The organism is Variovorax sp. dw_308, assembly GCF_019207085.1.
In the GTDB taxonomy this organism is placed as follows: Bacteria; Pseudomonadota; Gammaproteobacteria; order Burkholderiales; family Burkholderiaceae_C; genus Variovorax.
The window spans coordinates 117830-142645 of the sequence record NZ_JAATOM010000009.1; the positions used below are offsets into that span (position 1 = coordinate 117830).

The window sequence follows — 24816 nt, forward strand, 5'->3', positions numbered from 1 at the left end:
TCATCCTCATTGCTGATGTGGGCCTCCCGCGACCACTATAAGCGCCCGCATGGGTGCGCCAGAAGCGCCGCGGCAAAAAGCAAAAAGCGCCCGAAGGCGCTTTGTGCAGGCTGGGCCAAAGGCGCGCTCAGCGCTTGCCGGCCTTGCGCAGTTGCTTCAGGTGTTGCACCGAGTGGTGACGGCCATAGCTGAAGTAGATCGCCAGCCCGATGACGAGCCAGACCACCAGCCGCAGCCAGGTGTCGCCGGGCAGCGCGCTCATCAGCATCAGGCAGAAGCCGATACCGAGGAAGGGGATGAACGGCACGCCGGGAACGCGGAACGGACGGAAGGTGTCCCGCTCGCTCTTGCGCAGGTAGATCACCGCGCCGCACACCAGGATGAATGCGAACAGCGTTCCGATGCTCACCATTTCGCCCAGGATATGGATCGGCACCAGGCCCGCCACGATGGCGCAGATGAGGCCGATGAAGATCTGGCTCATGTGCGGCGTGCCGAACTTGGGATGCAGGTTGGAGAAGAACCTGGGCAGCAGGCCGTCGCTGGCGATCGTGTAGAAGATCCGGCTCTGGCCGTACAGCAGCACCAGGATCACGGTGGTCAGGCCGGCGAGGGCGCCGAACTTGATGAGCAGCGACAGCCACGGCTTGCCGATGACGTCCACGCCCAGCGCGATCGGGTCCGGCACGTTGAGCTTCGCGTACGGAACCAGGCCGGTCAGCACCGCGGCCACGGCCACGTACAGCGCGGTGCAGACGATCAGCGAACCCAGGATGCCGATAGGCATGTCGCGTTGCGGGTTCCTGGCTTCCTGCGCCGCGGTCGAGACGGCGTCGAAGCCGATGAAAGCGAAGAACACCACCGAGGAACCGCGCAGCACGCCGCTCCAGCCGAAGTGGCCGAACTCACCCGTGTTCGCGGGAATGAACGGCGTCCAGTTGTCCTGGTTGACGTAGCCGATACCGAAGCCGATGAAGGCCACCACGACGATCAGCTTGATCGCGACCATCACGTTGTTCAGGCTGGCCGATTCCTTGGTGCCGCGGATGAGCAGGAAGGTCAGCGCCATGATGATGAGCGCGGCCGGCAGGTTGAACAGCGCCGTGATCGTCGAGCCGTCCTTCAGGGTGACGGCGCCCGGCGAATGCATGAGCGCCGGCGGCAGGTGGATGCCGAACTGCCCCAGCAGGCTGCCGAGATAACCCGACCAGCCCACGGCGACAGTGGCCGCGCCCATGGCGTACTCGAGCACGAGGTCCCAGCCGATGATCCAGGCCGCCAGCTCGCCCAGGGTGGCGTAGGTGTAGGTGTAGGAACTTCCGCTGACCGGAATCAGCGCCGCCAGTTCGGCGTAGCAAAGTCCCACGAAGGCGCAGGCGAACCCGGCCAGGATGAAGGACATCATGATGCCGGGCCCTGCGTATTGCGCGGCTGCGGTGCCGGTCAGTACGAAGATGCCGGCGCCGATGATGGCCCCGACCCCGATGGCTGTGATGCTGAAAGCGCCGAGCGATTTGGGCAGCGTGTGACTGCCTTCCCCGCTCGCGACGATGTCGGCCACGCTCTTGCGCGCCGTGTACTGGCTGTTTGCCATTCTTGTCTCCCTGATTTTGTAGATGAGGCGCCGCGGAGGCCCCCGGTGGCGCCCGCGCGGAAGTTAGCACACGCCCTCGCAATTGACGAGTACTCACGCGCCTTCAGGAAACGTTCGGTCGACAATGCGTCGTTTGAATGCCTAATTTATGTGCATCCGGCGCATGGCCGCATGCTGGATATGCATCAATGCCGCCCATGCCACCTCATGGCCGCCCGTACGGCGGCTGGCTTCACTCGCCGCCCGCGTCCGGTTCGCTGGCCATTGACGCCGCGGCGGCCGGGCGTGTTTGGCCCTGCAGCCGTGAAAGCTCGTCCGTGTATTCGGGGCCGAAGCGCAGCCGGATGTAGCGCGCGTTGCGGCGTTGCGCCTCGGCGCTCTGGGGGTTGTACTCATTGCGCGTCATGTAGCCGGTGAGGCGGGCACGCGTCGCCATGGCGGTGTCCGCCTTGACCTCCGCGCGCTGCGCATCGCCCACGTGGACGGTCGCCGATTCCGCGGCGCCGACCCAGGCTTCCGGCGCGGCCTGCCGCTGCGCCAGGAAGCTGTTGAGCAAGGCGACGACCTCGGCCCGGACCACCGCGCCGCCGACGGTCGAAACTGCCGGTCCCGTCCATTGCTCTGCCGGCACGGTCTGGGCCGATGACACCGTTCCGCCGGCGACGAGCGTGGCCGAGAGTGCGAATTGCGTGGCGTTCATTGGGTTGCGCTCCTTCAACTGCGGCGCGCGGGCTGCGGGGATCGCATCCGCGACGCGGCAGTGTCGGTCCAGGTTGCCCGACGGCGATGTGCGCTGGCGCACACGTTTGCGCTGCTCGGGGCCCGCGGCGCAGAATGGCAGGCCCGCCGACGCCCATGGATCCGCCGATTCGCTCCAGCCTGGCCTTGCGCTCGCTGCCCCTGTTCGCGAGCTTGCCCGACGCGCGGCTCGAACAACTGGCGCGGCAGTGCCAGTGGCACCAGCTGGCGGCGCACCAACCCCTGCTGCTGCGCGCGGACCCGCAGCGCGATGTCTACTTCCTGCTCTCCGGCCGGCTGCGCGTGACGAGCTACTCTGCGGGCGGCCGCCAGGTGAGTTTTCGGGATTCGGTCAAGGGCGACTGGTTCGGCGACATGGCCGCCGTCGACGGCGGGCCGCGCTCGGCCGACGTCGTCACGCTCGAGCCCAGCACCGTCGCGAGCCTGGACAGCGCGGCGTTCATGGCGCTGCTGCGCGAAGAACCCCTGGTGGCCGAGCGCGAGATGCGCCACCTGGCCGGGCTGGTGCGGCAACTGTCGCAACGCGTCATCGAACTCAGCACGCTGGGCGTGCAGAACCGGCTGCATGCGGAGCTGCTGCGCATGGCGCGCACGGAAGGCATCGTCGACAACGTCGCGAGGCTTGACCCGGCTCCGCTGCACGAGGCGCTGGCCAACCGCATCAGCACCCAGCGCGAGCAGGTCACGCGCGAACTGGCCCGGCTCGCACGCGATGGGCTGGTCGAGAAAGACGGCAAGGCCATGGTGCTGCGTGACGTGGAGCGCTTGAGCCGGATGGTGGCGCAGGTGAGCGGGGCCGGGTAGGTAGGCAGGGCGCAGCTCACACTCTCCGCGATACAAAGGCAAGCGCCGTGTGGCGCGAGTCGGGGGAGGGCGCACGCGGCGGCGCTCTCGTCGAAGACCCGAGGAGGTCACAAGATGGAAATCATCAAGAACTACAAGCTGCATGAAGTCGAGCACGGCGTCCCCGTGAAGATGTGGACGCGCGGCGTACCCGTGGAGGCCGAGGCGCAGAAGCAACTCGAGAACGCGGCTCGCCTGCCCATCGTCTTCAGGCACATCGCTGCCATGCCGGACGTGCACTACGGCATCGGCGCGACCGTCGGTTCGGTGATCCCGACTTTCAAGGCCATCATCCCCGCCGCGGTCGGCGTGGACATCGGTTGCGGAATGATGGCGTGCAAGACCACGCTCGATGCGCGAGACCTGCCCGACAACCTGGGCCCGCTGCGTTCGGCCATCGAGCGCGCCGTGCCGCATGGCTCCAACCCCAGGCGCATGGGCCGCGACAGGGGCTCGTGGGAAACGCCACCCGATGAAGCCGATGCGGCGTGGGCCACGCTCGTCGCCGAGTTCAACCTGATCTGCGAGGGCTACCCGCGCCTGAAGAACACCAACAACCACAAGCACCTGGGAACGCTGGGCACTGGCAATCACTTCATCGAGGTCTGCCTGGACGAAGCTGGCGCCGTGTGGTTCATGCTGCACTCGGGTTCGCGCGGCGTGGGCAATGCCATCGGCACGCACTTCATCGAGCTGGCCAGGAAAGATGCAGAGCGGCACCAGCGCAACCTGCCCGACCAGGACCTGTCGTACTTCGAGGAAGGCTCGCAGTACTTCGGCGACTACGTGCGCGCCGTCGGCTGGGCGCAGAAGTTCGCGCGGGCCAACCGCGAGGTGATGATGGAGCGCGTGATCGGCGCCGCCCGCAAGGTCATCGCGAAGCCTTTCGACGCACATGTGGAAGCGGTGAATTGCCACCATAACTACGTGAGCCGCGAAACGCACTTCGGCGAAGACGTGCTCGTGACCCGCAAGGGTGCGGTGAGCGCGAAGGCGGGCGAGCTGGGGATCATCCCCGGCAGCATGGGCGCCAGGAGCTTCATCGTGCGCGGCAAGGGCAACCCGGAAAGCTTCATGAGCTGCAGCCACGGCGCAGGCCGGGCCATGAGCCGCACCAAGGCGAAGAAGATGTTCACCATCGCCGACCAGATCGCCGCAACCGAGGGCGTCGAATGCCGCAAGGACGCCGACGTGATCGACGAGATTCCGATGGCCTACAAGGACATCGATGCGGTGATGGAAGCCCAGAAGGACCTGGTGGAGGTGGTCTACACGCTCAAGCAGGTGGTGTGCGTGAAGGGGTGAAGATGCGACCGGGCTCGATTGGCGGAGCCACGTCGACTCAAGAGAGGCGCCGCGGTCAGGCGGGGCTGCAACGTGCGTGTGAAAATCCGCCGCTTGCAATTCGCTCCGATCTCCGACCCCCATTTCTATGCCGCCGCCGTGCCGGCCGTGTTGTTGCTCGGCATCAGCAAGAGCGGCTTCGGCGCCGGCTTCGGCTCGCTGGCCGTGCCGATGATGGCGCTGGCCGTCACGGTCCCTGAAGCCGCTGCGATCCTGATGCCGGTGCTGCTGCTGATGGACCTGCTGGGCATCGCCGCGTTTCGGCGCGACTTCGACCGGCAACTGCTCGGCTTCCTGATCCCGTTCGGGCTGGTCGGCACCGTGATCGGCGCCATGCTGTTTCGCACGCTGACGCCGCACACGGTCGCGGGCATCGTCGGGCTGTTCACGTTGCTGTTCCTGGCGCAGCGGCTGTTGTTCCCGCCCACGGCCGACTCGGCGCCACCGTCCCGCCTGGCTGGCAGCGTGTTGACGACGATCTCGGGCTTCACCAGTTTCATCGCGCATGCGGGCGGGCCGCCGGTCAATGCGTATGTGATCCCGCTGCGGCTCAAGCCGGTGGAGTTCGCGGCGACGATGGCCTATTTCTTCTTCGTCGTGAACCTGAGCAAGTGGGTCCCCTACGCCTGGCTCGGGCTGCTCGACTGGCGCAATCTCGCGACCTCGCTGGTGCTTCTGCCGCTTGCGCCCTTTGGCGTGTGGGCAGGCGTGCGCATCGCGCGTCGCATCAGCGGGACCTGGTTCTATCGCATGCTGTACCTGGGCATGTTGTTGACCGGGCTCAAGCTGGTGTGGGACGGATTCATTGCCTGAACAATCACGAACAGACAGGGCCACGACATGACTATTTCCTCCAGCCGCCTCACCATCCTCACCGGCGCGTCGCGCGGCCTTGGCCGTGCCATGGCGCAACAACTGCTGCAACCGGGCGCGACGCTGGTCTGCATCTCGCGCCACACCGATGCCGCGCTCGCGGCAGCGGCGCAGGCCGCCGGCGTCGTGCTGGAGCAATGGCAGCAGGACCTGTGCAATTCGGTCGTCGCCGCGGAACGGCTCGCCGCGTGGCTGCAGGCCATCGAGCCGTCGCGCTTCGAGCGCGCGACGCTCATCAACAACGCCGGCACCGTCGGTCACCCACGCCCGCTGGCCGAAAGCGTGATTGCCGAACTGGCGCAGGCATTGCGCGTCGGCCTGGGTGCGCCGGTGATGCTGACGAGCGCCTTCCTGAGTGCGACGCGCGACTGGCCGGGCCGGCGTGAAGTGCTCAACATCTCCTCGGGCCTGGGCCGCAATGCGATGGCCAGCCAGGCGCCTTACTGCGCGGCCAAGGCAGGCATGGACCACTTCTCGCGCGCGGTGGCGCTGGAGGAGGCGGCCCGGCCGAACGGCGCGCGCATCGTGTCGCTGGCGCCGGGCGTGATCGACACCGACATGCAGGTGACGCTGCGCAGCACCGGCGCCGACGAGTTCCCGGACCGCGAGCGCTTCGTGCAACTGAAGGCGCAGGGCCTGCTGGATTCGCCCGAAGTCGCTGCGGCGAAAGTGCTGGGCTACCTGGATCGGCCCGACTTCGGGAGCAAGCCGGTGGCTGATGTGCGGGACGCCTGATCGCGCATCACAGGTAAACCTTCTGCAGCAGTTTGATGAGCGTCTCCCGCTCCCGCGCCGTGAGCTTGGCGCTCGCATCCAGCTCCAGCTGCGTCACGGTCTGTTCGGCCTCGCGCACCAGCTTCTTGCCGGCGGCGGTCAGGTGCAGGCCCACGGCGCGGCCGTCGGTGGGATGGGGGCGGCGCTCGATGAGGCCGCGGCTGTCCATCGCGGCCACCAGGCTCACCAGGTTGGGCGGCAGGATGTCGAGCGTGGCGCAGAGCTGGCGCGAGGTGGCGCCGGGGTTGTGCGCGAGCAATGACAGCACCGAGAAATCGACCTGCTTGAGCCCGTACACGGCCATGCGCTCGGCGAACACGGAACTGATGACGCTCCACGCGCGGCGGGTGTTGTAGCCCACCAGCGATTCAAGGACGCGCGTGTCGAGCGATGCGGATTCGGAGGAGGAAGAAGAGGGCGTGCGGGCAGTCGGCATGGTGGCGCGAGCGTAACTTAAGGAGACCCTGGCGCTGTCGCAGCGTCACGTCGCGGGCTGCATCGTCACCGCTTCGCAGGCCCGCTTGACCATGCCGAGCCGCATGTCGAACTCCGGCAATGCGTGGCGGCGGAACGCCGCGGCCGGCGCCGACCAGCGCGAAGCGTCTGGCTCGCCCGACGCGGCCACGTCGATGCGCGCCCAGGCCCATGCCATCAGCGTGAGCATCACCACGCGCAGGTAGTCGTCGGCGACTTCATACGGCAACGCGGGGTCGGCGTGCGAGGCCATCGCCACCGTGGTCGTGAGGTAGCGCAGCTGCGCCAGTCGGCGCTGCGCGTCCGCGTCGGTGTCGCGTGAAGCTTCCAGTTCGTCGCGCAGTTCGACGAGCAGCTTGCCCATGCCGGCACCGCCATCGGGCAGCACCTTGCGCACCAGCAGGTCGATGGCCTGGATCTCGTTGGTGCCCTCGTAGATCATCGACACGCGCGCGTCGCGCACGATCTGCTCGATGCCCCATTCGCGCACGTAGCCGTGGCCGCCGAACACCTGCAGGCATTCGCTCGCGCCCTGGAAGCCCTGCTGCGTGCAGGCCGCCTTCAGCACCGGCGTGATGAGCGAACACCAGCGCTGCGCACGCTCGCGCGAAACCTTGTCCGCATCGTGCCTCGCCACGTCGAGCATCAGGGCGGTGCGATAGGCCAGCACGCGCGCGCCATCGATCCAGCCGCGCTGCGTGTCGAGAATGCGGCGCATGGCGGGATGCTCGACGATCAGGTCGGCCGCATCGTTCGGACCGCGGCTGGCCGGCACTTGTGGCGCGCGCATCTGGCGTCGTTCGCGCGCATAGGCATCGGCCTTCTGCCATGCCGCATCGAGCAGGCCGATGCCCTGCAGCGCGACCAGCAGGCGCGCCGAATTCATCATCACGAACATGGCCTGCAGCCCGCGGTTCGGCTCGCCGATGAGCCATCCCGTGGTGTCCTCGAAACGCATCTGGCAGGTGGGGCTGCCGTGCAGGCCCATCTTCTCCTCGATGCGTTCGCAGTGGACCGCGTTGCGCGCGCCGTCCGGCAGCAGCTTGGGCGCGAGCACCAGCGACAGGCCCTTGGGTCCTGCCGGCGCATCTGGCAGGCGGCAGAGCACCAGGTGCACGATGTTGTCGCTCAGGTCGTGCTCGCCGCCGGAGATGAAGATCTTGTTGCCGCTCACGCGGTAGGTGCCATCGGGCTGGGGCGTGGCGCGCGTGCGCACCTGGCCGAGGTCGCTGCCGGCATGGGCTTCCGTGAGGCACATGGTCGCGAGCCATGCGCCGCTGGCGAGCTTCGGGAGGTAGCGCTGCTTCAGGTCTTCGTCGCCGTGGTGCTTGAGGCATTCGTAGGCGCCGTGCAGCAGGCCGGGCGCCATGTTGAAGCCCTGGTTCGACGCGCTGAGCCATTCCGACACGATGGCCGACAGCAGCGCGGGCAGGCCCTGCCCGCCGTCTTCCGGCGCGGCGGACAACGCGGGCCAGCCGGCTTGCCACAGCGCGCGATAGGCCTCGCGAAAGCCCGGCGGCGTCGTGACCTGGCCTTGCGCGAAGCGGCAGCCGACCTCGTCGCCGACACGGTTCAGCGGCGCGATCACTTCGCCGATGAAGCGGCCGGCCTCCTCGAGCAATTGCGCCTGCAGCGATGCATCGAACTCGGCAAAGGGCGCGAGGCCGCGGAGCCGGCTTGAAGCGCCGAGCACGGCATCGAGGATGAAGCGCTGGTCTTCGGGGCGAGGCTGATAGTCCATGTGAAAGCTTCAGGGTGCAGTGCAGGCGAAGCTGCCCGCACTTTCAACGTCGCCGCCCTGGTAGCGCGCGACTTGGGGGTAGGGGCACAGCGGCCGTGTGCGCCTGGCGGACCAATTGGCCGGCACCTCGGCGTTGACCACGCTGGCGCCGGGGCCACGCGCGGCAGCCGTGACCGAGGCCGGCGCCTGGCCTTGCTCGACCCAGGCCACCAGCGCCGACAGCATCTCGAACTGGTCGGTGGACGGGCCGCCTGCGCAGTGGTTCATTCCGGGCACGGGGAAGTAGCGCGCGAAGCTGGCCGCGTCGCCGCCGTTCGCGGCCTGCACGCGCTCGTACCAGGCGGCCGTGTCGTCCGAGGAGAACACCGGGTCGCTGGTGCCGTGGTAGACCATCATCTTGCCGCCGCGGTTGCGCAGCGCCGACAGGTTGGCTGCATCGGGCGGCGTCATGAAGGCCAGGGACGATGTGCGGTAGACAGGGTCGGTGGCTTCGATGCGCGGCAGGTCGCGGTCCATGTCGAAACCCAGCGTGAAGGCCATGCCGCCGGGACGGTCGACCATCGGCGGGGTCGCGAAGATGAACTGCACCGCGCCCGAGTCGCGCGTGCTCGGGCTGGCGAACTTCCATTCGCGCCAGTTGCTGCCGCCAATGCCGCTGTCGAATGGAAAGCTGGCATAGATCGGCTTGCCGGCACTGTTGCGTGCGCCTGCGAAGACATTCGACAGAGCCGTCTTCTGCGGCACGCTGAGGCAACTGCCGTCCCGCACGCCTTCCGCGCATGTCGGCACTGCCGTGTCGAGCTTGAACGTCGCCTGGCAAGCCTTGACATCGGACACGATGCCATCGGCCAGGCCGTCGAGCGCGTCGCATTGCGCGAGCACCTTGTCGCTCACGAGCTTGAGTTCGGCGGGCGTGAAGGCGCTCTGCAGGTCGGGCTCGTCGTCCTCGGTCTTCCTGCTCGCCACCTTGGCATATTGCTGCGCCCCGTAGAGCTGGGCCACGGCCGCCTTCGGCAGGTTGAAACCCGGGTCGCCCACGAGGATGCCGTCGTACTGGTCCGCGGAACGCACGGCCGCGACCATCGCGTGCCGGCCGCCATTGGAACAACCGCCGAAGTACGAGCGATCCGGACCGCGGCCGTAGGCGCGCGCGATCAGGCCCTTGGCCATGGGCGTGAGTTGCGCGACCGCGTTGTAGCCGTAGTCGAGCCGTGCTTGCGGGTCGACACCGAAGCGCGGGCCCATCGATCCGGGATGCCCCGCATCCGAGCTGATCACCGCAAAGCCCATCTGCAACGCACTGGTGGTCGGCGCGCCGCCGCCGATGCCGCCGAGCGCGGGCACCACGACGCCGTCGAGGCCGCCATTGGCCTGGTAGAAGAAGCGTCCGTTCCATTCGACCGGCATGCGCAGTTCGAAGCCGATCGCGTAGGTGTTGTTGTCGACCGAACTGACCCGTTCGTTGACCTTGCCGCGCACCAGGCAGTGCGCCGGTGCGGGCTGGCTGCCGTTGCCGACCGGCACCGGTCCAGCCGCCACGGCCGTGGCCTGGAGGATGACGGTGCCGATGGGCCCGGTGAGATTCGCCAGATCGCCGCAGGCCATGAGTTCGCCGGGGCGCGCGGCGCGCAGTTGCGGCGGCGGCGTGCCGGGTGCGATGCTCGCGCAGCCCACCAGCGTTGCCGCGGCCAATGCAAGGCCAGGGGCACCGTGCATCCTGCTCCAGCAGGCCGCCCTCTGCAAGCGGGGCGGCGCAGCAAGGCGCCGTGCGCGAAGGGGGAGCTTCCTCATGATTCCGCAGTAAAGCCGATCTGCTTGACCAGCGGACCCCAGCGCTCGTATTCGGCCTTCTGGTCGGCCGCCATTTCCTGCGGCGTGCTGCCATGCGCCACCAGCCCGACCAATGCCAGCGCGTCGATCACCGACTTGTCGGCAAGGGCGGTGTTGATGGCGGCGCTGGCGCTGGCGATGGTGGCCGCGGGCGTCCTGGCCGGTGCGTAGAAGCCGAACCATTCCTCCACCGTGCAATCCGGGTAGCCGAGCTCGGTGAAGGTGGGCACGTCCGGCAGGTACGGCGAGCGCTTCTTGCCCGAGGTGGCCAGCACGCGCACGCGGCCGGCCTTCATGTATTGCAGGTAGTCGCCGCTCGGGTTCATGGCGGCGGCGATCTGCCCCCCGACCAGGTCGGTGATGCTGGGCACGGTGCCGCGGTAGGGCACGTGCTTCAGTTCCACGCCGGAGCGCAGGCCGAGCAGGGCGCCCAGCAGGTGCGGCATGGAGCCGGCGCCCGGCGAGCCGTAGCTGGCCTGCGCGGGGTTGGCCTTGGCCCAGGCCAGGAAGTCCTTCAGCGTCTTCACGTCTTCCGGCACGGCGGGTCCGATGGCCAGGCCGTGGAACATGATGGCGCCGATCGACACCGGCGCGACATCGTCCTGCTTGTAGCTGAGCTTCGGATAGATGTAGGGGTAGACCGAGAGCGCGGACACCGGCGCCAGCGTCAGCACGGAGCCGTCCGGCGGCGAGGCCTTGAGCGACTCGACCGCGATGCGGCCGCCTGCACCAGGCTTGTTCTCGACGTAGCCCGCGCCCTTGCTGTAGGGCGTGCCGCCCAGCTTCTCGGCCACGCGGCGCGCCACGCTGTCGCCCGCGCTCCCGGCAGGGAAGCCGTAGTAGATCTTGACCTGGTCCAGCGCCTGCGCGAGGGCGGTCAACGGGCGGAGGGCTGCGAGCGCGGTGACGGCGCCGGCAGCAGAGAGGATGGTGCGACGAGTGCTCATGTCATGTCTCCGGGGTTGTGGAAAGGTCAGCGCGGCGCCATGCGGAGCGCGCCATCGAGACGGATCACCTCGCCGTTGAGGTGGCCGTTGGTCACGACGTGGCAGGCCAGCTCCGCGAACTCGGAGGGCTTGCCCAGTCGTGGCGGGAACGGGATCGACGCGGCCAGCGACTGCTGCACCGGCTCCGGCAGTTCCATGAGCAGCGGCGTGGCGAACAGGCCGGGCGCGATGGTGCAGACACGGATGCCATGCTGCGCCAGGTCGCGTGCCATCGGCAAGGTCATGCCGACTAGGCCGCCCTTCGAGGCGCTGTAGGCCTGCTGGCCGACCTGCCCGTCGAAGGCCGCGACCGATGCGGTGAACAGCATCACGCCTTTCTCGCCACCCTCCAGCGCAGGCAGCTTCGCGCAGGCCGCGGCAAACAGGCGCGCCATGTTGTAGCCGCCGATCAGGTTGACGTTGACCACGCGCACGAAGTCTTCCAGCGGCGCGGGGTTGCCGTCCTTGCCGACGATGCGCTTGGCGCTGCCGATGCCGGCGACGTTCATGAGGATGCGCGCCGGGCCGTGCGCGGCGGCGGCGCGTTCGATGGCTGCGCTCACGCTCCCGGTGTCGGTGATGTCGCAGGCGCAGGCCACGGCGCGACCGTCGCCGAATTCTTCGTCGATGGCCTTCGCGACCTTCTCGGCCAGCTCCGCATTGCGGTCGAGCACCGCCACCCTGGCGCCCAGGCGCGCAAGCTCGCGCGCCGTCGCCTCGCCGAGCCCCGACGCGCCACCCGTGACGAGTGCGGCTTGTCCTTCGATCTTCATCTGTCTGTCTCCTTGGAATGTCTATCGGGGTTTGAGGATGGAGGCCAGCGTGTCCGCATGCAGCGCATCGACGAGTGCGGCCCGGTGCTTGAGCACGGAACGCTGGTTGATCGATCCCTTGTCGGTGACCTCGCCCTTGTCGATGGAAGGCGGCTCGTCGACGAGCCAGGCGCGTGCGATGCGGTTGGCGCTGCCGGTGCTGCCCGCGGCCAGCGCGTCGAGCACCTGCTGCATCCGCGCGCGCAGCGGTGCGCTGTCGAGCACCTCGCGCAGCGGCGCATCCGGCGGCAGCCCGGCCAGCTTGCGCACCGCCTGCGTCGGAAAGATCAATGCGCCGACTTCCTTCAGGTTGATGCCGGTCAGCACCACGTCCTGGATGTACGGCGTGCCGGCCGCGATGATCCTCGCGCGCATCGGCCCCACGCTGACGAAGGTGCCGGTGGCGAGCTTGAAGTCTTCCGCGATGCGGCCGTCGAAGCGCAGGCCCTTGTGGATGTCGGCTTCGTCGATCCATTTGACGGCGTCGCCGGTGGAGAAGTAGCCCTCTTCATCGAAGGCCTCGGCCGTCGCTTCCGGCGCGCGCCAGTAGCCCGGCGTGATGTTCGGCCCCCGATAGCGCACCTCGGTCTTGCCGTCGATGTCGACCAGCTTGATCTCGATGCCGGCCGCCGGCAGCCCGAGGTCGCCCGATTGCACTGTCGGCCCGGTGATGTAGAGCGCGAACGGGCCCGACTCGGTCATGCCCAGCCCCGTGCCCATCACGATGCGCTCGCCGACTTCGGCCTCCTGCGAGCGGTGCAGGCTGTCCCACACCGGCTGCGACAGGGCGGCGCCGGCATAGAAGAACATCTTCACGCGCGACAGCAGGTTCTTGCGCAGCACCGGGTCGGATTCCATCGCGTTGGCAATCGCCTCGAATCCGGTGGGCACGTTGAAGTACACCGTTGGAGCGATCTCGCGCAGGTTGCGCAGCGTCTCCGCCATCCCGCCCGGCGTGGGCTTGCCGTCGTCGATGTAGAGCGTGCCGCCGTTGTCCAGCACGATGCCGACGTTGTGGTTGCCGCCGAAGGTGTGGTTCCACGGCAGCCAGTCGACCAGCACCGGCGGCTCCTCGCCCAGCACCGGCATCGACTGGCGCATCTGCTGCTGGTTGGCGCACCACATGCGTTGCGTGTTGATGACGGCCTTGGGCAGCTTGGTCGAGCCCGAGGTGAACAGGAATTTGGTGATGGTGTCGGGGCCGGTCGCCGCCAGCGCGGCATCGACGGCGGACGTTGCGGGCGTGGCGGCGAGTTCGTCGAAGGAAGTGGTGGGGCGGTCCAGCGTGCCTTCGGCCAGCACGACTTCCACGTCCGCCGGCACGACCGCATCGATGGCGCGGCCGAAGCGCTTCGCGTCGGCGGCGAACACCAGTCCGGGCGTCAGCGTGTCCAGCACATGGCGCAGCTTGTCGAAGTCCTGGCTGACGATGGAGTAGGGCGGCGACACCGGGCAGTAGGGGACGCCCGCGTACAGGCAGCCGAGCGCAATCAGCGCGTGCTCGATGCTGTTCTCGCTGAGGATCGCGACGGGCCGTTCGGCGCTCAGGCCACGGTCGAGCACGGCCTGCGCGATGCTGCGCGCCTTGTGCAGCGCCTCGGCATAGCTCAGTCGAATCCAGTCGCCGGTGCTGCCGTCGGGCAGGCGTTCGCGGCGCGCGATGAAGGTGCGGTCCGGCGCCACCGTGGCCCAGTGCTTGAGGCGATCCGTCATGCGATCGACGTAGGGCGCGAGCGGCGTCTCCGCCTTCAGGTAGCGCACGCCGGGCGCGCCTTCGGTCAGCACGCCGCGGGTGATGCCAAAGGCCAGGGGGCGGTAGCGCGGCACGACGGGAGTGGGTTTTGTCTCGGTCATTGTGGTTGTCATGCGCTACCAGTTGGAGGGAGTCAGAAGGTGTGAAGATTTCGTAGCGAGGGCGCCAGCCGGGAGCCCGGTTCGCGGAGCGGAACCGCACTCTCGTGCGGTGAGCACCGCAGGCCCGAGATCGGTGGCCGCAGTAGAAAGATTCACACCTTCTAGTCTTTGCTGACTTTGGCGGCGCGTCCTTCGAGGAAGTCCGCCAGCCGCGTCTTCGCTTCCGGGGAGGCCTGCGCAATGCCCGCGATCAGCGATTCGGTGAAGAAGCCATGGTCGGCCGATTGCTCGGCGATGCGCGGCAGCGCGTGCATCAGCGCGTAGTTGGTGAGCGGCGCGTTCTGGGCCACGCGTTGCGCGAGTTCCAGCGCCTTGTCGAAGGCCGTGCCCTCCGGCACCAGGTACTGCGCGAAGCCGGCGCGCTCGCCGTCCTCGGCGTTGTAGACGCGGCCGGTCAGCATCATGTCGGTCATGCGCGCCGCGCCGATCAGCTTGGGGATGCGCACCGAGCCGCCGCCGCCCACGAAGATGCCGCGCGAGCCTTCCGGCAGCGCGTAGAAGGTGCTGCTGTCCGCCACACGGATGTGACATGCGCTCGCCAGTTCCAGCCCGCCGCCGACCACCGCGCCGTGCAGCGCCGCGATCACCGGCACCGGCCCGTACTGCACCCGCTCCAGCGCCGCGTGCCACATGCGTGAATGGCGCATGCCCTGGCCCGCGTCGCGTTCCTGCAGTTCGCTCAGGTCCAGCCCCGCGCAGAAGTGCGGGCCCTCGCCGTCGATCACGGCGGCGCGCACCGTGTCGGGCAGGTTGTCGAAGGCGTCGCGCAACGCGAGGATCAGTCCGTCCGACAGCGCGTTGCGCTTGGCGCCGCGGGTCAGGCGGATGATGGCGATGGTGTCGCGAAGCTCGATGTGAAGATCGGGGTGGTTCATGATTGCGTTCCGGTGTGGCTTCGATTATGGTTATGGTTAATAACCAATTCAAGGCCGCATGAGGCGGCTGAACTCGGTACTTACCCGAACCTGGAGACAAAGCCTGTGGACCACCAGAACCTGATCGCGATCGATACCCACACCCACGCCGAAGTGAGTTGCTGGAACCCGTTCGACAACTACGGCGAGGAATACGACCGCGCCGCCGACAAGTACTTCAAGGCCGGCCGCCGCCCGACCATCCAGGAAAGCATCGACTACTACCGCGAGCGCAAGATCGGCCTGGTGATGTTCATGGTCGACGCCGAGTCGAACATGGGCCGGCGCCGCATCCCCAACGAGGAGATCGCCGAGCACGCGCAGAAGAACAGCGACATGATGATCGCCTTCGCCAGCATCGACCCGCACAAGGGAAAGATGGGCGCTCGCGAGGCGCGCCGGCTGGTCGAGGAATACGGCGTCAAGGGCTTCAAGTTCCATCCGACCGTTCAGGGCTTCCATCCCTACGACAGGATGGCTTGGCCGATCTACGAGGTGGTCGCCGAATACGGCCTGCCGGCGGTGTTCCACACCGGCCACAGCGGCATCGGTTCGGGCATGCGTTGCGGCGGCGGCCTGCGCCTCGAATACAGCAACCCGATGCACCTCGACGACGTGGCCATCGACTTCCCCGACATGCAGATCGTCATGGCGCACCCCAGCTTCCCATGGCAGGACGAAGCGCTGAGCGTGGCCACGCACAAGCCCAACGTGTGGATCGACCTGTCCGGCTGGAGCCCGAAGTACTTTCCCAAGCAACTCGTCCAGTACGCCAACACGCTGCTGAAGGATCGCGTGCTGTTCGCGAGCGACTATCCGCTGATCACGCCGGACCGGTGGCTGAAGGACTTCGAGGATGCGGGCTTCAAGCCGGAAGTGATGCCGGCGATCCTGAAGGGGAATGCGGTGAGGTTGCTGGGGTTGGACAAGGCTTCCTGAGTTCGTTTTTCCTGGGTTGGGTGCGCCCGTACGTACCGGGCTCGGGGTGGATCGGCAGCCTTGCCTCCTTTTGGAGGCGGCTGCCCTCACCCCGGCCCTCTCCCGGAGGGAGAGGGAGGAAGACCAACAGCCTGTCCATGGCGACGAACGGCGTTGGCAAGACCATCAGCGCGTCCATGCGGCGCGACGCTGCACCCCGGAAGCACTTCGAACTGCATCCGCTCCCTCCTCTGCGGCGCCATTCGGGGCCGACATGCATCTTGTAGGACAAAGTCACTTTTGGTTGCCTGACCGATACATTTCGGGATCGTATTGCGATACTTCATCTACTGATGCAAGATTGGAGTATCGTTTTATGTGTATTAAGGTTTACAAGAATGCGTCCGGTTTTGCCATAGCAATACTTTCTGGCGCCCTGTTTCTCGTCGGTTGCGGCGGAGGCGGAGGCGGCGGTTCTGCCGGAATGGCCGGCCTGGGCACCGTGGCGACGACGCCCGGGGAGCCATCGACCGGCGTGTCGAAGCCCGCAGGCTCGGAGGCGCTGGACGCTGCGCCCGCCCTCGGCACGGTGGAATTGACCGAACTTGGCAAAGTGATCGGCACGTCTGGAGGCGGGGGCGCCACGCCAGTGAGACCCGACGCCGCCAAACCCTCCGAGGCGCCCCCCGGCTATGTGCCGCCCATCGGCGAACTGGATGCCACGCCGTCGGGTGCGGGCGTCCTCGTGATCGTGGGCTCGGGCATCGAGGTGCCGGCCGGGGCCACCCAGGTCGCCCAGATCAAGGACGTGCGCTGGGACACCTTGCCACCCGGCAGCGTGGTGCGCGTCGCGCCCGGAACCTATGTCGGCACGATCGCCATCACCGCCAACGGAACGGCAGAAGCGCCCATCCGCATCCAGGCCGCCAGCCGCACCCAGATGCCGGTCGTCACCACCAGCCTTGACGTGCGTGGCGCCAGCCATCTGCGCATCAGCGGCTTCGATGTACGGACCGAGGCCAACGGCGGCGTGGTGATCCGCCAGGGCAGCCATCACATCACGGTGACCGACAACGTCATCCGCCGCGCGCCGATCGGCATCAACGTGACCGGGGAACCGGGCACCCACCTCGTCATCGGCAACAACCTCATCGAGGACACCGTGTTCAGCGGTATCGGCGTGGATGGCAACGGCACCGCCGACGCGACGAACCTGATCACCCGCAACACCGTGCGCCGCAGCGGCCACCACGGCATGGAGATTCGCGGCTCCTGGTGGCGCATCGAACACAACGACGTCAGCTACAGCGGGCTGGCGATCGCCGGGACCTCCGGCATCCACATCTTCAGCAAGACAGCGGAAGAGTACCGCGGCGACCACAACGTCGTCGTCTACAACGCGAGCCATGCCAACGCCGACACCGGTGCGCACGACGGCAACGGCATCCAGACCGATCGCTGGTGCGACGACAACACGGTGGCGTTCAACCTCGTCTGGGCCAATGACGGCGCGGGCATCAACGTGTACGAGTCGCAGGGCAACCGCGTCTATGCGAACACGGCCCTGGCCAACGCGCTCGACCCGATGCATACCCATGGCGCGCTGGCCGAGATCATGGTGGGCGCCACGCCGGAAAACAACCGGACCAGCGGGAACCTGGTGATGGACAACATCGCGGTCGCAACGCGCGCGGACGGCGCGGCGATCTATGTGGACGGCCGCGCCTTCCTGCACGACAACGTGGTCGGGCCCAACCTGCTGTTCAACGCGGCGGGTGGCACGGTGATGCGCTGGGGCGACGATATCCGCGCCGACAATTCCGCCGCCGTCGATGTCGCGACGTCGACCAGCGGCAATGCGGTCGAGCGACCTGCGTTCGTCGATGCGAGCTATCCGCTGACCGGCGGACTTCGCTTGGCGCAAGCGCCGGCAGGCACCGGCGCTTCCTTGAGCGGAGCGGCCGATTTCGGCGGTGCCCCGGCGCAGCCCCCGCTCGTCTACTTCGGGGCCTATTTCTTCAGTCCCCTGTGAAGCGGCTTCCCTTTCGCTGTCCTCCAGGGGCCGGGGTGCACGCATGCCGAGCCCCTGGGCAGCCTGAAATCGTCGAGTGGGACATTCGGACCAATTGATCCGATAGTTCGCATCGGCCCATACTCGTGGGCTGAAAAGGGAGGACACGTCGAATGAACATGAAGACAGTGACGCGCACCAGCGCGGCGGTGGTCGCGGGCGCGCTATGCGTCATGGCCTGTGGGGGTGGTGGAAGCGGGGACGGCAGCGCAGGGATTGCAGGAAGCCTTGCCAGCAGCAATGTCGATGCGGCGGCGAATGTCGACAGAGCCGCGCAGACCCCCCCGCGCGCGGGCAAGTCGCCATCGGAAGCGATGGCCCTCTCCAAGGCCGGCGACACGACCACCGCGGATGCATTGCCGGCGCCCGAGTTCATTCCCGGCTTTGCCCCGGCCCCCGACGAAGATCCCTGGCCCTGGGCCAGCGGCCAGCTGGTCGTGGTGGGGTCGGGCATCGCCGTCCCGGCCGGCGCACTCCAGGTCGCGCAGCTCCAGGATGTGCCCTGGCGCCAGCTTCCGCCCGGCAGCCTGGTGCGCATCGCGCCCGGCACCTATGCCGGCCCGCTGGCCATCACGGCCAACGGAACGGCGCAATCGCCCATTCGCATCGTGGCGGCGGACCGCAACCAGCGGCCGGTCATCCTGACCACCATGGACGTGCAGAACGCCAGCCACCTGCGCATCAGCGGCCTCTACGTCCAGCCACCGCAGTACAGCGGATTCGTGATCCGGCAGGCCAGTCACCACATCACCGTCAGCAACAACGTGGTGATGGGCGGGCACATGGGCATCAACGTGTCGCAGGGCGCCGGCGCCAACATCTACATCGTCAGCAACGTGGTCGACCAGGCCGTGACGCATGGCATCGGCGTGGAAGTCAACGGCGCGGCCGGCGCGCAAAGCGTCATCAGTCACAACACGGTGCGCCGCAGCGGGCACCACGGCATGGAGATCCGCGGCTCGTACTGGCGCATCGAGCGCAACGACGTGAGCCTGAGCGGGCTGGCGGTGCCGGGCACTTCCGGCATCCATCTCTTCAGCGGTTCGGAGGCCGAGGACAGCGGCGACCACAACGACATCGTCTACAACATCAGCCATCACAACGTCGACACCGGCCTGCATGACGGCAACGGCATCGAGGTGGACCGCTGGTGCGACGACAACACCGTGGCCTTCAACATCCTGCTGAGCAACGACGGGCACGGCATCAACATCTACGAGGCGCAGAACAACCGCATCTTCGGGAACACCACGCGCGGCAACTCGATCGACCCGAACGGCACGCACGGGGCGGTGGCCGAAATCATCGTTGGTGCGTCCAGGGGCAACAGCCGCACGCGCGGCAACGTGGTGATCAACAACATCGCCATGTCCACGCGCGCGGGCGTGCCGGCGGTCTACGTCGACGGAAAGACCTTCACCCAGCCCAACACCATCGGGCCGAACCTGCTGGTCAACACTGAAGGCGGCACCGTGATGCGCTGGGGCGACGACATCCGGGTCAACACGCCCGCCACCATCGATGCCGCGACCCGCACGGTAGGCAACCTGGTCGAGACACCCCTGTTCGACAACCTGGCCGCGCCGCTGATCGGCGGCATGCGGCTGGCCTCGCCGTTGCAGGGCGGTGGCCTGCAACTGAGCGGCGTCAGCGACTTCGGCGGGGCGCCGGTGCAGCCGGGCTATTCGTACTTCGGCGCGTACTTCGCGCGTCGTTGATAGCAGGCGGCTGCCACGGGGCAGGGCAGTTGAGAGCCACCATGCAATTGATCTACACGCGAACCTTTTGCAGGCGCATTCGGGGGTGGGCCTACTCTTGCTCCCAGCCCACCCCCGAGCGCTCCCGCCGCTGCGCCCGCTCGCGCGCCATCTGCTCCTCGAACTGCTGCCGCCCTTCCTTGGCGACGGCGATGAGCTTGGCGCGGTCCTTGTAGTGCGGGTAGCCCGCTTCGGTGATGCCGATGTTGCGCTGCCGGAAGCGCATCGCCGCGTGCCGCGCCTCGTGCGCCGGCCAGCCCAGCGCTTCGAGCACCGAGCGCCCGCTGCGCAGCGAGGACTCGAACACCTCGCGCTCGATGTGGGCGACATTGCGGTCGCGCAAATGGTAGTAGTGCGCCACGTTGCGCGCGCGCGCAATGATCTCGGCCTGCGGAAAGTGCTCGCGCACCAGGTCCACGATCTCCAGTGACTGCTCCATGTCATCCACCGCCACCACGATCGCTTTGGCGCTCCCGCCGCCTGCGATGCGCAGCAGGTCCAGCCGCGTCGCATCCCCATAGAACACCCGGAAGCCGAACTGGCGCAGCCCTTCCACCGTGTCCGCGTCATGGTCCAGCACCGTCGGCGGCATGCCGTTGGCCAGCATCAGGCGCCCGATGATCTGGCCGTAGCGCCCGAAGCCGCAGATCAGCACCTTGCCCTCCTGCTGCTCGGAGATCTCCTCCATCGCCTTGCCGCCCATCAGGTCGTAGCGCGGCAGGATCAGCTTGTCGATGGCCACCAGCAGCAGCGGCGACACCAGCATCGACAGCGCCACTGCCGCGATCAGCAGCGATGCGGTCTCCGGCGGCAGCACGTTCGGTCCGGCCGCCTGGAACACCACGAAGGCGAATTCGCCGCCCTGCGCCAGCAGCAGCGTGAACACCGGTCGCTGCTGGTACGGAATGTCCATCGCCTTGGCCAGTGCGTAGATCACCGCCAGCTTGATCGCCATGAAGGCCACCACCAGCAGGGCCATCGTGCCGGGTTGCCGCATCAGCACGCCGAAGTCGATGCTCATGCCCACGGCGATGAAGAACAGGCCCAGCAGCAAGCCCTTGAAGGGTTCGATGTCGGTCTCGAGTTCGCGCCGGTATTCGCTCTCCGCCAGCAGCACGCCGGCGAGAAAGGCGCCCAGCGCCATCGACAGGCCGATGAACTGCATCAGCGCTGCGATCGCCACCACCAGCAGCAGCGAGGCGGCGGTGAAGATCTCCGGCGTGTTGCTGCGCGCGATCCACCGCAGCACCGGCCGCAACGCGAGCCGGCCACCGAGCACGATGCCGCCGATCACGCCGATGATCTTGAGCCCCTGCAGCAGGCGCCCCGTGCCGGTCGCTGCTTCGCCCGCCGCATCGCCGGCCAGCAAGGGCAGCAGCGCCAGGATCGGAATGGCTGCCACGTCCTGGAACAGCAGGATCGAGAAGCCGGCCTGGCCGCTCGATGTCTTCAGCAGGTTACGCTCGCCGAACACCTGCAGCGCGATCGCGGTCGATGACAAGGCCAGCCCCAGCGCGCCCACCAGCGCCACGCGCCACATGGCGCCCGCGGCCCACCCCAGCGCGAACAGGGCGGCCGCGCAGCACAGCACCTGCGCGCTGCCCCAGCCGAAGATCGGCTGCCGCAGGTTCCACAGCCGCTTGGGCTCCAGCTCCAGCCCGACCAGGAACAACATCAGCACCACGCCGAATTCGGCGAAATGCAGGATGTCCTGCACATTCGTGACGAGCCCGAACACCGTCGGCCCGATCGCGATGCCGGCCACCAGGTAGCCGATGATCGAGCCCAGGCCGGCCCATTTCGAAATCGGCACCACGATGACCGCGGCGCCCAGGTAGATGAGGGAGTTGACCAGCCAGGCCGGTGCGTGATGCTCCATCAGGCCGCTCCCGCCTGGGCGGGGGCGATGCGGGCCAGCGCGTCCTTCAGGGCCTGGGCGCCCAGCTTGCCGGCGTCTTCCTGCTCGGCCGGCCGGTCGGTCTCGGGCACCACGCAGGTCGGGCAGGCGTCGATCTCGTCCATCTCCGGCCAGTCCGGATAGCTCGCGAGCCGGTCCTTGAACACGTTGACGTGCGCCACCAGTTCCTCCTGCGTCGCGCTGCGTGCCCCGTGGAACACCAGCGGCGGCAGGAAGCGCATGCCGCACAAGGCCGCGGTCTGTTCATAGGGCGGCAGGAAGGCGTCGAAGAAATAGCGGTTGTAGCCCTGCGGGTGGTAGCTCGACTCCGTGCCGCCCGTGGTCGCCACCAGCCAGCAGTCCTTGCCCCGCAGCGCCGAGCCCCCCGGCCCGTAGGCCCAGCCCCAGCCCAGCACCTCGTCGAACCACAGCTTCTGCAGTGGCGGCATCGAGTACCACTGGATCGGGTGGAGCAGCACCAGCAGGTCGGCGCGCGCCAGGCGCTCCTGTTCCGCCTCGATGTCGATGTCGTAGTCCGGATAGCTGCCGTAGAGATCGTTCACATCGACGTGCGGCAGGCTGCGCGCCGCCTGCATCAGCAGGCGGTTCACGCGCGAGTCGCGCCACTGCGGGTGGGCCGCGATCACGTAGACGCGGGGTGGGCTGGTTGGAGGTGTCGTGGAGGCCGGCATGCCGCGAACATAGCGCAATCGTCGAACGCCGTGGCGCAAGGCCGATGTGCCGTCCGCAAGCGGCGCACTTGAAATGCTTCAATTTCACTTTGCGCAGCAATTCGCGGGACGACACACTAGGATGCGGACTTCTTCCGCTGTATCCGAGGAGACTCCATGCCGGTGGTTCTGATAGCCAACCCCAAGGGCGGTGTCGGCAAGTCGACGCTCGCGACCAACATCGCGGGCTATTTCGCCAGCCGTGGCCATGCGGTGATGCTGGGCGACGTCGATCGCCAGCAGTCGTCCGGCCTGTGGCTCAACCTGCGGCCGGCCAAGGCGGCGCCCATTGCCACCTGGGAAGCGGCCGGCGAGGGCACCGTCGCCCGCCCGCCGCGCGGCACCACGCATGCGGTGCTGGACTCGCCGGCCGGCCTGCACGGCTGGCGCTTCAAGGAGGTGGTGGCGCTGGCCGACCAGATCCTGGTGCCATTGCAGCCGAGCATCTTCGACATCTACGCCACCCGCGATTTCCTGCTGCGGCTGGAGGGCCAGCGCAAGGCCGGCAAGTCGCGCATCGGGCTGGTCGGCATGCGCGTGGGCGCCCATACCCTGTCGGGCGACCGGCTGCGCGAGTTCGTGGCCCGGCTCGGCGTGCCGATGGTGACCGAGCTGCGCGACACGCAGAATTACGTCCAGCTCGCCGCGCGCGGGCTCACCCTGTTCGACATCGCACCCGGCCGCGTGCAGCGCGACCTGGAACAGTGGCAGCCCCTCGTGCATTGGCTGGATCAGTAGTTCCCCGGGGGAATTTGTCGCCGCCGCTACAGACGATTCACGCTGCCGACGGCTAGAGTCCGGGGCATGAAAACTTTCCAGACCCTTCAAGATCTGGCCGCGTGCGTCGGCCAGGAAGTCGCAACCACCGACTGGATCACCATTACCCAGGAGCAGGTGAACCAGTTCGCCGAAGCCACCGGCGACCACCAGTGGATCCACGTCGATGTCGAGCGCGCCAAGGCGGGCCCCTTCGGCGGACCGATCGCGCACGGTTTCCTGACGCTGGCTTTGATCCCCAAGATCTTCGCGGAGGGCGTCGACGTGGTCGAGTCCCGCATGGGCGTCAACTACGGCCTCAATCGCGTCCGCTTCATGTCGCCGGTGCCGGTCGGTGGCCGCGTGCGTGGCCGCATGAAGCTGCTGTCGAGCGAGTCGATCGACGACAAGGGCAGTGTGCAGATGGTCTGGGAAGTCACCATCGAGCTCGAAGGCGCAAGCAAGCCGGCCTGCGTGGCCGAATCGGTGGTGCGCCGCTTCCGCTGATGCCATCCGCGCCGCCGGAGAGACCGTGAGGCTCCTCGACAGCGCATTCAGCCCCCTCGCCCGCGATTCGACAGCGCGGGCCTTGGATCGCCGTCAGAAGGCCATGCAGTTGCCTCAGGCGAAGGCGTTCTGCCGCCACGCCTCGAACACCGTCACCGCCACGGCGTTCGACAGGTTCAGGCTGCGCTGACCTTCGCGCATCGGAAGTCGCAGGCGCTGCGCCGGCGCAAAGCGCTCGCGCAACTCAGGCGCGAGGCCGCGCGTCTCCGCGCCGAACACCAGCCAGTCGCCCGGCTTGAACGCGGTCTCGTGCACGAAGCGCGTGCCGCGCGTGGTCAGCGCGAACATGCGGTCGGCCGGCGGCTGCATATCGTCAAGCAGCGCCTGCCAGTTCGCATGGCGCCGCACCTCGGCGTACTCGTGATAGTCGAGCCCGGCGCGCTTCAACAGCTTGTCGTCCATCGAGAAACCCAGCGGTTCGACCAGGTGCAGCGTGCATCCGGTATTGGCTGCAAGGCGGATGACGTTTCCGGTGTTGGGCGGGATCTCGGGTTCGACCAGGACGATATGGAACATTGCGCGGCGAATGACAGGAAGGGCGGCTATTGTGGAGCGCCGGTGCGCGCGAGCACGATGGCGCCCACGTGCGACGCCCCGCCGGCGCGCAGTACCTGCGCCGCCGCGAACAACGAAGCACCACTGGTCATCACATCATCGACCAGGACGATGCGCTGCCCCCGCACCTCGTCCGCGCGCAAGGGCTCGATGGCGAAGGCGCCTTGCAGGTTGCGCAATCGCTCGGCCCGCAGCAGCCCGCTCTGCGCCGTGGTCGCGCGCGTGCGCAGCAGCAGCGTGGCATCGACCTTGCCCGGAGCGAGCCGACGCGCCAACTCCAGCGCCTGGTTGAAGCCGCGCTCGCGCAGCCGTTCCAGCGCCAGGGGCATCGGCAACACGAGATCGCATTCCTCCAGCGCCGGCTCGCCCCAGGGCGCACTGCGCATCAGCGTGGCCAGCGGCGCGGCCCAGCCCGCGTCGCCGTGGAACTTGAACTGCGCGATGTATTCGGGCCACGGCCATTCGTAGGCGCAGGCCGCGATGCAGGCGTCCAGCGGTGGCGGATTTGCCACGCACTCGGCGCAACGCGTGATCCCCTGCGGCGTCGGTATCGCGCAAGTGGGGCAGCGTTCGACAGGAGCCGCCAGCCGGGCCACGCAGGCATCGCAGATCGGCCTGGTCGGCCAGGTACGGCACACCGCGCATTGGCTTGGCAAGGCGTCGAGCAGGGCGGTGAACGGGCGCAGGGCCGGGCGGAAGCGCATGC

Annotated in this window: 22 protein-coding genes; 9 read left to right on the plus strand and 13 right to left on the minus strand. The window is 67.8% G+C overall.

What is annotated here, in order from left to right; genetic code table 11:
* Window positions 1–127 precede the first annotated feature (127 nt).
* Complete coding sequence (locus HCU76_RS18820) at window positions 128–1594, minus strand: amino acid permease (RefSeq protein WP_213955175.1); 1467 nt, start codon at window positions 1592–1594, stop codon at window positions 128–130.
* 232 nt (window positions 1595–1826) lie between these two features.
* Window positions 1827–2294 (minus strand): hypothetical protein, encoded by a 468-nt coding sequence (locus HCU76_RS18825; protein ID WP_218510310.1) that lies wholly within the window; start codon window positions 2292–2294, stop codon window positions 1827–1829.
* A 134-nt stretch (window positions 2295–2428) separates the two neighbouring features.
* Here HCU76_RS18825 and HCU76_RS18830 point away from each other — a divergent pair, with 134 nt between their 5' ends.
* The 4 genes from HCU76_RS18830 (at window position 2429) to HCU76_RS18845 (ending at window position 6148) form a co-directional block, all read left to right on the plus strand.
* Window positions 2429–3157 carry a Crp/Fnr family transcriptional regulator gene (locus tag HCU76_RS18830; RefSeq protein ID WP_218510311.1) on the plus strand — a complete coding sequence of 243 codons (729 nt, stop codon included), beginning with the start codon at window positions 2429–2431 and terminating at the stop codon, window positions 3155–3157.
* Window positions 3158–3271: 114 nt separating this feature from the next.
* Window positions 3272–4501, plus strand: a complete 1230-nt coding sequence (locus HCU76_RS18835; RefSeq protein WP_213955172.1) for an RtcB family protein — start codon at window positions 3272–3274, stop codon at window positions 4499–4501.
* Window positions 4502–4594: 93 nt separating this feature from the next.
* Entirely contained in the window at window positions 4595–5353 is a 759-nt protein-coding gene (locus HCU76_RS18840; RefSeq protein WP_213955171.1) for a sulfite exporter TauE/SafE family protein, read from the plus strand.
* A 33-nt stretch (window positions 5354–5386) separates the two neighbouring features.
* Window positions 5387–6148, plus strand: coding sequence for an SDR family NAD(P)-dependent oxidoreductase (locus HCU76_RS18845; RefSeq protein WP_371319859.1), 762 nt, complete (start codon window positions 5387–5389; stop codon window positions 6146–6148).
* Between the two features lie 7 nt (window positions 6149–6155).
* Here the strand turns inward: HCU76_RS18845 and HCU76_RS18850 are convergent, their stop codons facing one another.
* The 7 genes from HCU76_RS18850 to HCU76_RS18880 all read right to left on the minus strand — a co-directional run bounded on the left by HCU76_RS18850 (window position 6156) and on the right by HCU76_RS18880 (window position 14819).
* Window positions 6156–6623, minus strand: coding sequence for a MarR family winged helix-turn-helix transcriptional regulator (locus HCU76_RS18850; protein WP_213955169.1), 468 nt, complete (start codon window positions 6621–6623; stop codon window positions 6156–6158).
* A gap of 45 nt (window positions 6624–6668) precedes the next feature.
* Window positions 6669–8402, minus strand: coding sequence for an acyl-CoA dehydrogenase family protein (locus tag HCU76_RS18855; RefSeq protein ID WP_218510313.1), 1734 nt, complete (start codon window positions 8400–8402; stop codon window positions 6669–6671).
* A gap of 9 nt (window positions 8403–8411) precedes the next feature.
* The gene (locus HCU76_RS18860) at window positions 8412–10118 is read right to left on the minus strand and encodes a tannase/feruloyl esterase family alpha/beta hydrolase (protein ID WP_218510314.1); all 1707 of its coding nucleotides are present in this window, start codon (window positions 10116–10118) and stop codon (window positions 8412–8414) included.
* A 71-nt stretch (window positions 10119–10189) separates the two neighbouring features.
* Window positions 10190–11179 (minus strand): Bug family tripartite tricarboxylate transporter substrate binding protein, encoded by a 990-nt coding sequence (locus HCU76_RS18865; protein ID WP_218510315.1) that lies wholly within the window; start codon window positions 11177–11179, stop codon window positions 10190–10192.
* Window positions 11180–11205: 26 nt separating this feature from the next.
* Entirely contained in the window at window positions 11206–11991 is a 786-nt protein-coding gene (locus tag HCU76_RS18870) for an SDR family NAD(P)-dependent oxidoreductase (RefSeq protein ID WP_218510316.1), read from the minus strand.
* A gap of 21 nt (window positions 11992–12012) precedes the next feature.
* Window positions 12013–13884, minus strand: coding sequence for a feruloyl-CoA synthase (locus HCU76_RS18875; protein ID WP_218510317.1), 1872 nt, complete (start codon window positions 13882–13884; stop codon window positions 12013–12015).
* A gap of 161 nt (window positions 13885–14045) precedes the next feature.
* Entirely contained in the window at window positions 14046–14819 is a 774-nt protein-coding gene (locus tag HCU76_RS18880; RefSeq protein ID WP_218510318.1) for a crotonase/enoyl-CoA hydratase family protein, read from the minus strand.
* Window positions 14820–14924: 105 nt separating this feature from the next.
* Here HCU76_RS18880 and HCU76_RS18885 point away from each other — a divergent pair, with 105 nt between their 5' ends.
* The 3 genes from HCU76_RS18885 (at window position 14925) to HCU76_RS18895 (ending at window position 19565) form a co-directional block, all read left to right on the plus strand.
* On the plus strand, window positions 14925–15797 hold the full coding sequence (locus tag HCU76_RS18885) for an amidohydrolase family protein (RefSeq protein ID WP_218510319.1): 873 nt from the start codon (window positions 14925–14927) through the stop codon (window positions 15795–15797).
* Between the two features lie 463 nt (window positions 15798–16260).
* A complete protein-coding gene (locus tag HCU76_RS18890) occupies window positions 16261–17808 on the plus strand; it encodes a right-handed parallel beta-helix repeat-containing protein (RefSeq protein ID WP_218510320.1) in 1548 nt (515 codons plus the stop codon).
* 152 nt (window positions 17809–17960) lie between these two features.
* Window positions 17961–19565, plus strand: a complete 1605-nt coding sequence (locus HCU76_RS18895) for a nitrous oxide reductase family maturation protein NosD (RefSeq protein WP_213955160.1) — start codon at window positions 17961–17963, stop codon at window positions 19563–19565.
* A gap of 91 nt (window positions 19566–19656) precedes the next feature.
* Here HCU76_RS18895 and kefC read toward each other — a convergent pair whose 3' ends face one another.
* Window positions 19657–21483: a glutathione-regulated potassium-efflux system protein KefC gene (gene kefC / locus HCU76_RS18900; RefSeq protein ID WP_213955159.1), complete on the minus strand. Its 1827-nt coding sequence runs from the start codon at window positions 21481–21483 to the stop codon at window positions 19657–19659.
* Window positions 21483–22193 carry an NAD(P)H-dependent oxidoreductase gene (locus HCU76_RS18905; protein WP_213955158.1) on the minus strand — a complete coding sequence of 237 codons (711 nt, stop codon included), beginning with the start codon at window positions 22191–22193 and terminating at the stop codon, window positions 21483–21485. Before HCU76_RS18905 ends, kefC begins: the two co-directional genes overlap by 1 nt.
* Window positions 22194–22349: 156 nt before the next feature.
* Between HCU76_RS18905 and HCU76_RS18910 the strand changes: the two genes are divergently transcribed.
* Window positions 22350–22970 carry a ParA family protein gene (locus HCU76_RS18910; protein ID WP_213955157.1) on the plus strand — a complete coding sequence of 207 codons (621 nt, stop codon included), beginning with the start codon at window positions 22350–22352 and terminating at the stop codon, window positions 22968–22970.
* A 66-nt stretch (window positions 22971–23036) separates the two neighbouring features.
* Complete coding sequence (locus tag HCU76_RS18915; RefSeq protein ID WP_213955156.1) at window positions 23037–23495, plus strand: MaoC family dehydratase; 459 nt, start codon at window positions 23037–23039, stop codon at window positions 23493–23495.
* Window positions 23496–23609: 114 nt separating this feature from the next.
* Here HCU76_RS18915 and HCU76_RS18920 read toward each other — a convergent pair whose 3' ends face one another.
* Both HCU76_RS18920 and HCU76_RS18925 read right to left on the minus strand, forming a co-directional pair.
* Window positions 23610–24071: a tRNA (cytidine(34)-2'-O)-methyltransferase gene (locus HCU76_RS18920; protein WP_213955155.1), complete on the minus strand. Its 462-nt coding sequence runs from the start codon at window positions 24069–24071 to the stop codon at window positions 23610–23612.
* A 26-nt stretch (window positions 24072–24097) separates the two neighbouring features.
* Window positions 24098–24814 carry a ComF family protein gene (locus HCU76_RS18925; RefSeq protein WP_213955154.1) on the minus strand — a complete coding sequence of 239 codons (717 nt, stop codon included), beginning with the start codon at window positions 24812–24814 and terminating at the stop codon, window positions 24098–24100.
* Between the last annotated feature and the right edge of the window lie 2 nt (window positions 24815–24816).